14 protein-coding genes are annotated in these 13,919 nt (G+C 60.9%); 5 read left to right on the top strand and 9 right to left on the bottom strand.

Translation table 11 applies throughout. The annotated features are described in order from the left end of the window. Positions 1–4: 4 nt before the first annotated feature. The 8 genes from rplC to ABDJ38_RS01880 form a co-directional block, all read right to left on the bottom strand. Complete coding sequence (rplC, locus tag ABDJ38_RS01915; RefSeq protein ID WP_346783386.1) at positions 5–865, bottom strand: 50S ribosomal protein L3; 861 nt, start codon at positions 863–865, stop codon at positions 5–7. 250 nt (positions 866–1,115) lie between these two features. Continuing rightward, on the bottom strand, positions 1,116–1,427 hold the full coding sequence (gene rpsJ, locus ABDJ38_RS01910) for a 30S ribosomal protein S10 (protein WP_010234663.1): 312 nt from the start codon (positions 1,425–1,427) through the stop codon (positions 1,116–1,118). 332 nt (positions 1,428–1,759) lie between these two features. Continuing rightward, positions 1,760–2,935: an elongation factor Tu gene (gene tuf / locus ABDJ38_RS01905; protein ID WP_346783385.1), complete on the bottom strand. Its 1,176-nt coding sequence runs from the start codon at positions 2,933–2,935 to the stop codon at positions 1,760–1,762. A 94-nt stretch (positions 2,936–3,029) separates the two neighbouring features. Beyond that, positions 3,030–5,123, bottom strand: coding sequence for an elongation factor G (gene fusA, locus ABDJ38_RS01900; RefSeq protein ID WP_346783384.1), 2,094 nt, complete (start codon positions 5,121–5,123; stop codon positions 3,030–3,032). Between the two features lie 128 nt (positions 5,124–5,251). Next, the gene (gene rpsG, locus ABDJ38_RS01895) at positions 5,252–5,722 is read right to left on the bottom strand and encodes a 30S ribosomal protein S7 (protein ID WP_346783383.1); all 471 of its coding nucleotides are present in this window, start codon (positions 5,720–5,722) and stop codon (positions 5,252–5,254) included. Between the two features lie 133 nt (positions 5,723–5,855). Further along, positions 5,856–6,227: a 30S ribosomal protein S12 gene (gene rpsL / locus ABDJ38_RS01890; protein ID WP_346783382.1), complete on the bottom strand. Its 372-nt coding sequence runs from the start codon at positions 6,225–6,227 to the stop codon at positions 5,856–5,858. 371 nt (positions 6,228–6,598) lie between these two features. Further along, positions 6,599–7,492: a NaeI family type II restriction endonuclease gene (locus tag ABDJ38_RS01885; protein ID WP_346783381.1), complete on the bottom strand. Its 894-nt coding sequence runs from the start codon at positions 7,490–7,492 to the stop codon at positions 6,599–6,601. Then, positions 7,489–8,445 carry a DNA cytosine methyltransferase gene (locus ABDJ38_RS01880; protein ID WP_346783380.1) on the bottom strand — a complete coding sequence of 319 codons (957 nt, stop codon included), beginning with the start codon at positions 8,443–8,445 and terminating at the stop codon, positions 7,489–7,491. Before ABDJ38_RS01880 ends, ABDJ38_RS01885 begins: the two co-directional genes overlap by 4 nt. A 124-nt stretch (positions 8,446–8,569) precedes the next feature. Between ABDJ38_RS01880 and ABDJ38_RS01875 the strand changes: the two genes are divergently transcribed. From ABDJ38_RS01875 to ABDJ38_RS01855, 5 genes are all read left to right on the top strand, one after another. Beyond that, complete coding sequence (locus ABDJ38_RS01875; RefSeq protein ID WP_346783379.1) at positions 8,570–9,295, top strand: hypothetical protein; 726 nt, start codon at positions 8,570–8,572, stop codon at positions 9,293–9,295. Positions 9,296–9,496: 201 nt separating this feature from the next. Then, positions 9,497–11,308 carry a diguanylate cyclase gene (locus ABDJ38_RS01870; protein ID WP_346783378.1) on the top strand — a complete coding sequence of 604 codons (1,812 nt, stop codon included), beginning with the start codon at positions 9,497–9,499 and terminating at the stop codon, positions 11,306–11,308. Between the two features lie 39 nt (positions 11,309–11,347). Beyond that, positions 11,348–11,500, top strand: a complete 153-nt coding sequence (locus ABDJ38_RS01865; RefSeq protein WP_346783377.1) for a hypothetical protein — start codon at positions 11,348–11,350, stop codon at positions 11,498–11,500. 121 nt (positions 11,501–11,621) lie between these two features. Beyond that, positions 11,622–12,878: a hypothetical protein gene (locus ABDJ38_RS01860; protein WP_346783376.1), complete on the top strand. Its 1,257-nt coding sequence runs from the start codon at positions 11,622–11,624 to the stop codon at positions 12,876–12,878. Between the two features lie 207 nt (positions 12,879–13,085). Then, the gene (locus ABDJ38_RS01855; RefSeq protein ID WP_346783375.1) at positions 13,086–13,574 is read left to right on the top strand and encodes a hypothetical protein; all 489 of its coding nucleotides are present in this window, start codon (positions 13,086–13,088) and stop codon (positions 13,572–13,574) included. Here the strand turns inward: ABDJ38_RS01855 and ABDJ38_RS01850 are convergent. Beyond that, positions 13,501–13,827: a hypothetical protein gene (locus ABDJ38_RS01850; protein WP_346783374.1), complete on the bottom strand. Its 327-nt coding sequence runs from the start codon at positions 13,825–13,827 to the stop codon at positions 13,501–13,503. The two genes, ABDJ38_RS01855 and ABDJ38_RS01850, sit on opposite strands and share 74 nt — an antisense overlap. Between the last annotated feature and the right edge of the window lie 92 nt (positions 13,828–13,919).

The following is a 13,919-nucleotide window of genomic DNA, read 5'->3' as shown; positions in this document are numbered from 1 at the left end:
GGCGTTAGCCTTCCTCGTTCTTGGAATTGGCGTCGGCCGGCGGCGTGCCAGCCTCGGTGCCAACGCCCGCGTCCTGCTGCTGAGCCAGCTTTGCCTGCTGCTCGACAGTGACATCGGGGTTCACTTCATGCTCTGCAGCAGCCTCGACCATGCCAGGCTTGGCATCTTCCGAAGCAGTCTCTGCGGCGTTGCGACGCATCGCGCCGGGGAACGGCGCGCCTTCAGGCAGCGCGACCTTGACCGCGTCCTTGACCATCAGCCAGCCATTCTTCGAACCAGGGACCGAGCCCTTGACGAAGATGAGGCCACGCTCGGCGTCGGTGCGAACCACTTCGAGGTTCTGCTGGGTGCGCTGACGGTCGCCCATGTGGCCGGCCATCTTCTTGCCCTTGAACACCTTGCCGGGATCCTGGCGGTTACCAGTCGAACCGTGCGAACGGTGTGAGATCGAGACGCCATGGGTAGCGCGCAGACCACCGAAGCCCCAGCGCTTCATGGCGCCGGCAAAGCCCTTACCGACGGTGTGGCCGGTGACATCAACCAGCTGACCAGCAATGAAGTGATCGGCGGTGATGAAAGCGCCGACGGGAAGGAGGCCTTCCTCATTCTCGACGCGGAATTCTGCAACCTTTTGCTTGAGACCGACTTCGGCCTTGGCAAACGCTTCGCGTTGCGGCTTGTTGACGTTTTTCTGCTTGGCCCGGCCTGCGCCGACCTGAACAGAGAAATAGCCGTCGCGATCGGCTGTGCGGTGGGCGGTAACCTGGCACTCTTCCAGCGAGAGAACGGTGACCGGCACGTGCCGACCGTCCTCCTGGAAGAGGCGGGTCATCCCGACTTTCTTCGCGATCACGCCAGTGCGCATGACCAAAACTCCTTACAGAGGCACAAGAGGACCATCCCCAGGTGCGTGCCCAGCCCTGTTGTAAGAAGCGAGCCCCGTCCGGGCTGAAGCGCCCTCCCCGCAACAGGGAGGACTAAGACGGGGGACGCAAACCCGGTGGAGCAACCCTCCGGTGGTATCCCTTGTGTCCCGATGGCGTTTCACCGGGCTCTGTCTTCACGGTCCCTTGTCGGAACCGGAGCACCCGGCCTGATGCCGGGGCGTTTCCCGCTTAAGCGAGCTTGATCTCGACGTTCACGCCAGCAGCCAGATCGAGCTTCATCAGCGCGTCGACCGTCTGGGCGTTCGGCTGCACAATGTCCAGCAGCCGCTTGTAGGTGCGCACCTCGAACTGCTCACGCGACTTCTTGTCGATGTGCGGGCCGCGGTTCACGGTGAACTTCTCGATGCGCGTCGGGAGAGGAATCGGGCCTCGGATCAGCGCGCCGGTGCGGCGTGCGGTATCAGCGATTTCGCCAGTCGCCTGATCGAGCACACGGTGATCAAAGGCCTTGAGACGAATGCGGATGTTCTGAGCGTCCATAATTCCAACTACCGATGCGAAAGAGCCAAGAAAGCGCCCTATCTTGCGACGGGGATACTTCCCACAAAAAACAAAAGCCCGCCCCGCTTTCCGGTCTCACCGGACAGGGCGGCCTCTTGCATGAATTCGTTGCGAGAGTGACGAATCTCTCTCTGTGGTCGCGCCTATACGGGGCTTGGCCCGCACTGACAACCCGAAAGTCGGGCAATTGCCCCCTTCCCTTTCACTTTTGCGACAGGACGGGAAAATTCAGCTCACATAAAAAGAGGCCCGACTCACGGAAAGTGAGCCGGGCCGCCTTTGAACCTGGCGCCCTGATGGGCGCAGCAGGCTTACTTGGTGATCTTCGAGACCACGCCCGAGCCGACGGTGCGGCCGCCTTCGCGGATAGCGAAACGCAGACCTTCGTCCATGGCGATCGGGGCGATGAGCTTCACGCCGATCGACACGTTGTCGCCGGGCATGACCATCTCGGTGCCTTCCGGCAGAACCACTTCACCGGTTACGTCGGTGGTGCGGAAGTAGAACTGCGGACGGTAGTTGGCGAAGAACGGAGTGTGACGGCCGCCTTCGTCCTTCGACAGCACATAGACCTCGGCTTCGAAGTCGGTGTGCGGGGTGACCGAGCCGGGCTTGGCCAGGACCTGGCCACGCTCGACAGCTTCACGCGCCACGCCGCGGATCAGGGCGCCGATGTTGTCGCCAGCTTCGCCGCGATCAAGCAGCTTGCGGAACATTTCCACGCCGGTCACGGTGGTCTTGGTGGTGTCCTTGATGCCGACGATTTCGACTTCGTCGCCAACGTTCACAACGCCCGATTCCACACGGCCGGTGACCACGGTGCCACGACCCGAGATCGAGAACACGTCTTCGATCGGCATCAGGAAGTTCTTGTCGACCGGACGCTCCGGCTGCGGGATGTACTCGTCAACCGCGGCCATCAGTTCCTTGATCGAGTTCTCGCCGATCTCCGGATCGCGACCTTCGAGAGCGGCCAGAGCCGAGCCCTTGATGATCGGAATGTTGTCGCCGTCGAAATCGTAGCTCGAAAGCAGCTCGCGCACTTCCAGCTCGACCAGCTCGAGGATTTCCTCGTCGTCGACCTGATCGACCTTGTTCAGGTACACGACCAGCGCCGGCACACCGACCTGACGGGCAAGCAGGATGTGCTCACGGGTCTGCGGCATCGGGCCATCGGCAGCGTTCACCACCAGGATCGCGCCGTCCATCTGGGCGGCACCGGTGATCATGTTCTTCACATAGTCAGCGTGGCCCGGGCAGTCGACGTGCGCATAGTGGCGGGCGTCGGTCTCGTATTCCACGTGGGCGGTCGAGATAGTGATGCCGCGCTCGCGCTCTTCAGGAGCCTTGTCGATGTTTGCGAAATCGACAGCCGAACCCTGAACCTTGGTGATTGCAGCAGTCAGCGTGGTCTTGCCGTGGTCGACGTGACCGATGGTGCCGATGTTGCAGTGCGGCTTGTTCCGCTCGAATTTTTCCTTCGCCATTTTTCCAATAACCTTCTTGTTCGAATCTGATTTTCTTCAAGATCAGGCGGGCACCTGCTGAATCAGGCGCCCGCCACTAGACGTTGAGCCTGCCTTAGGCAAGCTTCTCCTTGACTTCGGCCGCGACGTTCGCCGGAACCTCGTCATAGTGCGAGAACTGCATCGAGTACTGGGCACGGCCCTGGGTGAACGAGCGCAGTTCGTTGACGTAGCCGAACATGTTCGCCAGCGGTACGTGAGCCTCGACCGACTGTGCGTTGCCGCGGCTGTCGGTACCCTGGATCTGGCCACGACGCGAGTTCAGATCGCCGATCACGTCACCGAGATATTCCTCGGGCGTAACCACTTCCACCTTCATGACCGGCTCAAGCAGCTTGATGCCGGACTTCTCGGCCACTTCGCGCATGGCGCCACGGCCGCAGATTTCGAACGCGATCGCGCTCGAGTCGACGTCGTGGTAGGCACCGTCGGTCAGGGTGATGGTGAAGTCGATGATCGGGAAGCCGACCAGGTGACCGCTGTCAGCCTGCTCGCGCATGCCCTTTTCAAGCGCGGGGATATATTCCTTCGGAATGTTACCGCCCTTGACCTCGTCATTGAAGATGACGCCCTGGCCGCGTTCACCCGGCTCAACCGTCACCTTGGCACGGCCGAACTGGCCCGAACCACCCGACTGCTTCTTGTGGGTGTAGTCCACGTCGACCTTGCGGGCGAGCGATTCGCGGTAGGCCACCTGCGGCGCACCGACGTTGGCTTCGACCTTGAACTCGCGCTTCATGCGATCGACAAGAATGTCGAGGTGAAGCTCGCCCATGCCCTTAATGATCGTCTGGCCAGATTCGTGGTCGGTGCTGACGCGGAACGAGGGATCCTCGGCAGCCAGGCGGTTGAGCGCAACGCCCATCTTTTCCTGGTCGGCCTTGGTCTTCGGCTCCACCGACAGCTCGATCACGGGCTCGGGGAATTCCATCCGCTCAAGGATGATCGGCTTGGACGGATCGCACAGCGTGTCACCGGTGGTAGTCTCCTTGAGACCCGCGATAGCGACGATGTCGCCGGCGAATGCTTCTTCGATGTCCTCGCGGTTGTTGGAGTGCATCAGCAGCATGCGGCCGATCTTTTCCTTCTTGTCCTTCACCGAGTTCAGCACCGAACCCTTGGACAGCTGCCCAGAGTAGATGCGGGTGAAGGTGAGCGACCCGACGAACGGATCGTTCATGATCTTGAAGGCGAGCGCGGAGAACGGCGCATCGTCCGACGACGGGCGGGTTTCCTCGGTTTCACCATCGAGCAGAACGCCCTTAATGGCGGGAACGTCGAGCGGCGACGGCATGTAGTCGACCACGGCGTCGAGCAGCGGCTGAACGCCCTTGTTCTTGAACGCCGAGCCACACAGCACGGGCACGAAGGCCTGGTCCATGGTGCCCTTGCGGATCAGCTTCTTGAGGGTCGCCGCGTCGGGCTCGTTGCCCTCGAGGTAAGCTTCCATCACGTCATCGTCCTGCTCGACAGCAGTCTCGATCAGCTTCTCGCGGTATTCGGCAGCCTTGTCGGCCAGGTCAGCCGGGATATCGACGTAGTTGAAGGTCGCACCGAGGCCGTCGTCTTCCCAGACGATGCCGCGGTTATTGACGAGGTCGACAACGCCCTTGAGGTCGCTCTCGGCGCCGATCGGGAGATAGAGCACCAGCGGGGTAGCGCCCAGACGTTCGACGATCGAGTTCACGCAGTAGTAGAAATCGGCGCCGGTGCGGTCCAATTTATTGATGAAGCACATCCGCGGCACGCGGTACTTATCGGCCTGACGCCAGACGGTTTCTGACTGCGGTTCGACACCGGCAACACCGTCGAACACGGCGACCGCGCCGTCGAGGACGCGCAGCGAACGTTCGACTTCAATCGTGAAGTCGACGTGGCCGGGGGTGTCGATGATGTTGATGCGGTGCTTCGGGCCCTTGCCGTCTTCGGCGGCCCAGAAGGTGGTGGTGGCAGCCGAGGTGATCGTGATCCCGCGTTCCTGCTCCTGCTCCATCCAGTCCATGGTGGCGGCGCCGTCGTGGACTTCGCCGATCTTGTAGGACTTGCCGGTGTAGTACAGGATCCGCTCGGTCGTCGTGGTCTTCCCGGCGTCGATGTGCGCCATGATCCCGATGTTGCGATAGCGTTCCAGCGGATATTCGCGGGCCATAATGAATTCCTTGAGCGTTGGGGGACTTCAGACGTCCGAAGCGCGCCCCATATGGCTATTAATGTGTCAGCTTGAAGACCTGACGGCCCGCCATCCACAAAGGCATGGCGGCGGGCCGGATCAGCATCTTACCAGCGATAGTGCGAGAAGGCACGGTTGGCATCAGCCATACGGTGCGTGTCTTCGCGCTTCTTCACCGCGTTGCCGCGGTTGTTGGCGGCGTCCATCAGCTCGCCCGAGAGGCGGGCCGACATCGTCGTTTCGGCACGACCGCGCGCAGCCGAGATCAGCCAGCGGATCGCCAGCGCCTGGGCACGCTCGGGGCGAACCTCGACCGGCACCTGATAGGTAGCACCACCGACGCGGCGCGAACGCACCTCGACCTGCGGCTTCACGTTCTCGAGCGCATCGTGGAACACCTGCACCGGATCGCTCTTGGCGCGGGCCTCGACGGTGTCGAGCGCGGTGTAGACGATACCTTCGGCAACGGCCTTCTTACCGTCGAGCATGAGGTTGTTCATGAACTTCGACAGGACCTGATCTCCGAACTTGGGATCAGGCAGGATTTCCCGCTTTTCGGGACGACGACGACGTGACATTTCTCAGTCTCCAAAATCTAGTTCGCCTGCCCGGACTTGATCCGGGCCCGGGCTTTCCCTTCACGAGCGCCGCGCGCACGACAGAAGAAAGCCCTGCCCCGGACCGGGTCCGGGGCGACGTGGGAAAAACCTGTTACTTGGGCCGCTTGGCGCCGTACTTCGAACGGCTCTGCCTGCGGTCCTTCACGCCCTGCGTGTCGAGAACGCCGCGCAGCACGTGGTAGCGCACACCGGGAAGGTCGCGCACACGGCCGCCGCGGATCAGCACCACCGAGTGCTCCTGCAGGTTGTGGCCCTCGCCCGGAATGTAGGCGATGATCTCACGCTTGTTGGTGAGACGGATCTTGGCCACCTTGCGCAGAGCCGAGTTCGGCTTCTTCGGAGTGGTGGTGTAAACGCGGGTGCAAACGCCGCGCTTCTGCGGGTTCGAATCCATCGCCGCCGACTTCGACTTCTTGACGATGGGATGGCGGCCCTTGCGGACCAGCTGGTTGATCGTAGGCATTGATATCCTTCGTGCGGGTTGCGGACCCCGGCCCCTGCCCTCGCCCGCCCAATTCTGAGCAAGCATGGAAAAAGACCCGGACCCTAATTGGTCACCGGGTTGAAACAGCGTTCCGGATGGAATGTATCGGGATCGTGCGAAGCTGCCTGCCGCGAGGGACAAGCGAGCAAGTATCGCGCGAGCCTGAAACGCTCCACCCGGAGTGCTGGCACAGCCAGATAACCGGGTTACTTTGCCGACTGCCCCTTTGCGTTCGCGCTGGGACGGGGCCGACAATGTTCAGCTCTATGATTGCAAAGCCGACCTTGCGGACGGACCTGCGAAGGGCGGGCCATTAGCGAGTTGTGGGGTGTCGGTCAAGGGGAGAAGCCTTAGTCGATCACCCCATGCATCTGCAATTTGGCTCGATCGCTCTCATTCTCTATTTTGTAAGAGACAAATTCACGCGCCCCAAACGTCAAACCCAGTTCATGCATAAGCTCACGGTGCGCTTCCGAATAGAGAACGACGATGCCGGCCTCAAAAAGCTTGTCACGCGCTCCGCCGTTCCGGCGAAGGCGCTTCATGAAATCATCCTGCTTTGCGACGCTTGCAATCAACACGCGAGACACCGGAATCCCAGGACAAGCCGTAAAAAGGCGCACTAAGCGGTTAGTTCCGCCACTAGGAGCCATGATATATTCACGCGTTTGCTCAGAGATCAGCGTCCAAAAATTCGGTGAATATGCAAAGCCCTGTACCAACCACCAGATATTGACACGGCCCGCAGCGGAAAACGAAGTCTTGGCATCACGATTTTGCCCAGACCTAAGATACGCAGGCCTAGCCCTTACCAAGCCAACGGCACAGGTCGAATCGACCTCATTTACCCTCAGCAGAATGCAAAGCTGATCTATCGCCTCAGGCGGGATCATCCAGCCGGACCCTCCGCCAGTGGTTGACTTCACATCGACTTCTTGCCCGCCGATATGTAAATCAAGGACAACACCCTTCGGAACGTCCAACCAGTCTCTCAGCAGGATTTCGAATTTCGTGCCAAGGTAGGTCTTTTCAGTTTTCTCCAAGTCAGACAGGAAAAAACGACCGGTGCGGGCAGTGTCGATGACCTCATCGATGGCGGAACGGAAAAACGAGCGCAGCTTCTCGTCGAACACCAAGCGCCCGCCAACCGCCTGAAACAGATCACCTTCGAGGCGCCGCAAGTCTTCGAAGTCAATGTGCTCAGGCGCTAATGGCGCGTAACCAGAGCTTTCATCTGATGTCACGCAACCGCCTTGACCGAAAAATACCGCGCGGTCGACAACGCCGCCTTGACGTTTCGCGCCACAGAGCAAGCAACCGGCGGAGGAAAGGCGTTTCCAACCTGCCTGTAAGCAGCCGTCTTACGACCAGAAAACTGCCATTCCGGGGGAAAGCCTTGCAACTTTGCCACCATCGGAACGGTCAACCTTGGCATACCATTAAAGTCTGGGGCCGGAACCTCATTTGCCAGACTGCGCCCCTCCACACCCAAGGCCGCCCAAGCATTACGTGCCCTGGTGGGCCCTAAATCCGGGCCGCCATGCTTCTTGGATCCACCAACGATGGTTGGCGCAATGTCATTCGCGCGCACGGCCCATAGATCTGCCCCCAACCAGCCGCCTGCGCCCATCATTTCCCGCAGCGCCTCCCCCACTGTCGGCGGATTTTGCGGCTGCACTTCCGGCCATTCAAATCCATCAACGAACTCCTTCTTCATAGCGACGATCACTACGCGTGGCCGCAGTTGAGGAACTCCGAAGTCTGACGCATTCAACAACCGCCAATCGATCTTATATCCCAACTTCTTAAAGTCCGACTTAAGCTTGAGCCGGTACTCTTCAAAAACTGGCGATAGAAAACCTTTGACGTTCTCTATCATTACCGCCTTGGGATTAATCTCGTCGATAAGGCGAAGTGCTGCGGGAAATAGATTTCGTTCATCCTTCTGACCTAACTGCTTGCCCGCCACCGAAAACGGAGGGCAAGGCAAGCCTCCGGCAAACAGTTCAACTCCCGCAAACGGCCTTCCGTCGAAGTCATTCATATCGACACATCGAACATCCCATTGCGGTCGATTGAGCCTGAGTGTCTTGCAGCAATCCTCATCGATCTCAACGAGTGCAGCATGGTCGAATCCAGCTCGTTCCAACCCGAGCGCCTGCCCCCCGGCACCAGCACAAAACTCAATCGACTGCATCACGGCCTCCTACTTCACCTCGGCGTAAGTTCCCCATCCGTTCCAGTCAACCTGAGACACCTCGAAATTGGTGGAAGAGCAAACCCCTTTCCTACACACCCCCAAATCTGCTCCAGACTGGCAGATGCCCGACTCACCCAAAAAGCCCGCGCGCCCGCAACCGCTCAGCCCTGACACCCCCGCGCCCAAAGGCCACCAGCGCGCGACGGCGCGGCAGGGCACCAGCTATATGACCGCCTCCGGCCCGCTGCCCGCCGCGGACGATCCGCTGCTCGACTTTGCGCCCTATCTTCACAAGCAGCCGCGCCGGAACTCGATCACGCCCGACAAACAGCGCGACTTCATCGCCATGCTCGCCGCCACCGGGATCGTCGCCCGCGCGGCCATGCATATCGGGGTTTCGCTGGAGGCGCTGTACAAGCTGCGCCAGCAGCCGGGTGCCGAGGGCTTTGCCGCCGCGTGGGAAGCCGCGGTCGATCGCGGGGTCGACCGGATCGAGGCCGCCGCCATGGAGCGCGCGATCAAGGGCGTGCCCTACGAGCATGTGCTCGCCAATGGCGACATCGTCGTCCACGGCGCGAAGCATAACGAGAACCTCGTGATGTTCTTCCTGAAGAACCGGCGTCCGGAGAAATACTCGCAGCACCTGCGCCCCGGCAACGCGGTCTACGAACGCATCCGCGCCGAGGTGCTGACCGACCTCATGCAGCAGGCCGAGCGCAACCGCGGCGCGCTGGTCGACCTGATCAGCGCCGAGGTCGATGCGCTGCGCAACGCCCGGCACAGCGATGGCGAGCACGTCGAGCCGGATGAACACCTCCACTCCGGATCATGCGGCCCGGACCAGTGAATACCCGGTCGATCCGGCCCGCAACGCGCTCGCACGGCGAGAATTCACGGGTGAATTGCAGACCCGGCACTGTGCGCAGGCCGAGAGGCAATCAGGCGGGGCGAATGTCCGCTGATCGCGCGTGGCCAACCACTGGTCCGATAGGTGGAGCAGTCTGAGGATGTATACGAATTGGTGGTGGTTTTCTGCGACGGTCCATGCATGAGACTGTCGACAATCACCAACTGGGCATATGGCGCAACAGTTGCGCTCACCCTGGCATCCGGCGGAACAATGTTGCTGGCAGCCAGCGCGCAGGAGCGCGAGCGCGACGCGGTCGAGCAGCGCTATCGCCTCGATAAGGCCACCTCGCGGCTCGGCTCCGAAGTTTACGCCTTGAGTGACCATGCAAGGCAATATCTGAATACCGGCGACCCGACGTATAAGGTCGTTTACGGCCACGATCTGGAAGGCCTCGCGACGGTCGAACAGCGTATCGACCACATTGATGACGCAGGTGCGAGCGCAAACGAGCTTGCGCTTCTGGAAAATGCGGTTCGTCAGGCGGACACGCTGCATGACGAACAAATTCTTGCGATAGATGCCTTTGAAGCGGGAAACGAGACGGTCGCACGGCAAATTCTGTTCGGCGCGGAATATGAACGCCAACTCGACCAGGTGCAGGCGCTGATTGTCCGCTTCCAGGACTTGCTGGACCGTCGCACCGAACGCACGGTGCAGGCCGCCACCGAGGTCGCCAGGCTTTGGAAGACCGTGTCCGAAATCGTGATTGCGATCACGGGCATCCTGTTTCTCTGCGTACTCTATTTCATCTTCAAACAGCGCGTTCTGCGGCCGGTGGTCAAGCTGAGCGACATTGTTGGGCGGTTGGCCGAGCAGGACTATACGACTGAACTCCCCGACATCGACCAGATCGACGAGATCGGTGATATGGCCAAGGCCGTCCGGATATTCCGCGAAAACGGCCTGGAGCGGCAGCGGCTGGAAGCCGAACGCGATGTCGACCTCGCAACACAGAACCGGCTTCTATCCATGACCCAGCGCATGCAAAGCTGCGATACGCTGGACGACCTGCTATATGTGGTTAAGAGCTTTATTCCCTCCATTACGCCCGGTCATGCGGGCCGCCTTTATCTGCTTGAAGACCAACGCAACGCGATGGTTGCATCGTGCGACTGGCTCGGCCCGCGCCATTCGGCTTCGGAGTTTCCACCCTCGGCGTGCTGGGCTTTGCGCCGCGGATTGCCGCACCGCCCCGCCAATGGGAACGTCGATGTTCCGTGCCATCACCTTCGCCTGGAAGGGTCGAAAGCTCCCGATACCCTATGTCTGCCGATCACGGCGCAAGGCGAAAGGCTGGGCCTGCTCTATCTTGAGGCGCGCGACGACGAGACCGAAAAGAGCACGATCAGCGAAGTCTATCTCAACATGCTTGTCGAGAATATCGCCCTTGCCCTCGCGAACTTGCGCCTGAGCGATGCTTTACGCGAGATGGCGATGGTCGATGCCCTGACCGGGCTGGCCAACCGCCACCGCCTTGACGAGACTCTGACAACGCAGGCCGCTCGACTGGCTCGGGAAGGCAAATCGCTCAGTTGCCTGATGATCGATATCGACCATTTCAAACGCTTCAACGACAAACATGGACATGAAGCTGGCGATCTTGTCTTGCAGGAAGTGGGCGGCGTGCTGAAAAGCTCGGTGCGCGAAACAGAAAGAGCTTTCCGCTATGGCGGCGAGGAGTTCCTGTTGTTGCTTCCGGAGGTCAACGTTGACGCGGCCGCCCGACGTGCCGAAGAAATTCGCGCCAAAATCGCAGCGCTACAGACAACCCATATAGGCAAGGATCTGGGGACGATAACCGTCTCGGTCGGTGTCGCAACCGCACCTGAACACTGCCATGTCGGTGTGCTCGTGCCCACCGCCGATGCGGTGCTTCTCAAGGCGAAGAGAAACGGCAGGGATAGGGTCGAGATCGCTCAGCTGCTGCAAGACCATAAAACGGCGGGTTAGGAAGACCAGCTTCAGGCGGCTCCCGGCAATCGGATATCGATGTTCGAAATCAGTGTCGGCTGGCGCAATCCAGCCATTCCTGATCTGACAGCCCGCATCCGCGCCGAGCTCGATGTGCAGCGCGCCAGGGAGGCCGAGGCTGGTATGGAGAGCGAGCAAGTCCGTCGGGATGCGGGGGTGGTAGGGTGGTAGCCAAGCGCGCCGGTGCAAACGCGGAGGCTGAGACGAAACAAACATTGCCGTACCGGACAAACGCTACTAGAAATGGACAAAATCAATTTGCTGTAAGGCAAACCTCTGAGGAGAGTATTGCATGATCCGTCGCCTTGCCGCCGTCCTGTGTGCCGCTTCGGCGCCTGCGCTGAGTCTGGCCCTCGCCGCCCCCGTCGTGGCGCAGGAGCGGCCTGCGGACCTCACCGAACTGCCGCCCGTTCCCACCGACTACGAGCCCGCGAAGACATCCTGGGGCGACTACGATTTCACCGGCACCTGGCCGATTGAGAATATCAACACCGGCCACATCCTGTTCCAGCGCCCCGCCGCCTATGGAATGCGCCAGTGGGTCACCGACGAGGAGTTCGAACGCCGCCTCGCCGCCGCGCGCGGGAACGATGGCAACTTCGCCGAGGCGACCGAGACCGGCATTGGCACCGCCGGGACCGAGGGGCTGGAGGCGTGGTTCCAGTCGACCAGCTTCGGCAAGCGCACCGCGATGCTCGTCAGCCCCGCCGATGGCCAATTGCCCGCCCTCACCCCGCAGGCGATGGAGCTGTTCAAGCAGGGCCGCTCGGGCTGGGTGCCCGGTCAGGCCTATGACTGGGTGAGCGACTTCGACAGCTGGGACCGGTGCGTTTCGCGGGGCTTTCCGGCCTCGATGTACCCGTTCCGCTACAACAACGGCATCCGCATCTTCCAGAGCCCCGGTGTGATGACCATCGTGCTGGAGATGCTCGGCACGCGGGTGGTGAAGATTTACGACAGCAAGGAAGCGGCACAGGCGGCCAAGTTGGACGAGCCGGTCGAGGCGTGGATGGGCAATTCGCGCGGCTGGTGGGACGGAAAGACGCTGGTGATCGAAACCACCAACATCGTCTCGGGCGACAGCGCCACGCACGATAGCTATGCCCGCTCGGCCAGCCCGCTCAACATGGCGACGCAGTTTACCGGCACGCTCGACGTGCCCGCCTTCAACACCGTGCCGATGAGCGATCAGGCGATGACGGTCGAACGGCTGACCATGGTCGGGCCGGACGAGATCGTCCACGAGCTGACCTATTCCGATCCCGAGGTCTACACCCAGCCCTGGACCACCCGCATCTCGTGGAGCCGCGACGAGGATTATCAGTTCTTCGAATATGCCTGCCACGAGGGCAATTACATGCCGCGCGACTACATCAGCGCGAGTCGCGCGCAACAGGCCCGCATCGCGGCGGGTGAGGAAGAGGCCGTTACCGCCGAGAACGACGACCGCAGCCGCTTCGCCCAGCCCTTCGACCACGACCCCGGCACCGGCCCTCGCCCCGGCCGCGGTGAGCCTCCAGCTGCACAGGATGATACTAAAGACGAATAGTTTCTTCCTGACATTGCGAAATATCTTGCAACCTCGGGACGATCGCCTTAGCGAATCGCGCGTCTCGCGAGCCATGCTAACGAAGACTTTGTTTTCGTGACAGAATAGATCCAATTCGTGGGGCGTTGTGGGTCCACGATCTGAGTTCTGCAGCCAGAGTCTCTCTGGCGGCCTGAGGAGGACAGATGGAACCAAGGGGGGCGGCGGATGGACAGCTGTGATGTCGAGGGTCTGGAGCCTTTATTACCGGAGATATGGATCTCCAAGTTGGAGACGGTCGCCACGTCGCTGAAGGACGACGGGCTCGACAAGGCCGCCCTTGGGCGGAACCTGCGACTGGCATTCCACTTGTGTTTGCTTGCGCCTGAACCGCTGCGGATCAAAGGGCTCGATCGAACTTGCGGGGCTTGCATGGAGGCCCTGCTGGAGGCCCGCCAATTCGACTGCGCTGCAATGCTGCTGCTCGGCACAAACCCGGAACTGGAAATCCAGAGCAGCGAGAAGGGCGCAAACGCCAGGGTGCGCCTGGCCGCGCGAGAGGCAGTAGGTGTGGCTATTGGCGCAACCTTAGGCCAAGCCGTGCTCGCCGCGATCGTGGACTGCCTGATGATGGACTATGCCCTCAATCAGGAGATTCTGAGCTATCCCGTGGCCGGCGATAGGCCGCACAGATACCAATCCGGATCGCATCTGTAATCGAACTGGCGTCGAGTTCGGCAAGCATCGTTGCGCGCGCTTCGTCGAACTGCGCGGGCGCAATGCCCATTACGGCAACGATATCCTCACGCCCGTATCCATCGAGAAGCAGGTCAAGCAACTGGCTGGACTGCCGACCGAGCCTGTCGACACGCCGACGGGCATCATCGATCAGTTCGTCCAGATCACCCGACAGGGCATACATGCCCCGCGCGAATTCCCCAGCCTCATGCCCGGCATCGTCATCCGGCATAGTCCCACCCTCATCCCGATCACGAAAGGCCCCGCGCCCGAGCTCCAGTTATTAACATTACTGTTAGTAATTGTTATATTTTAATTACACAG

Source organism: Aurantiacibacter flavus (genome assembly GCF_039710615.1).
Taxonomy (GTDB): Bacteria; Pseudomonadota; Alphaproteobacteria; order Sphingomonadales; family Sphingomonadaceae; genus Alteraurantiacibacter; species Alteraurantiacibacter flavus.
Note: the sequence above shows the minus strand (reverse complement) of the source record. Positions and strands in the feature narration are given on the sequence as shown.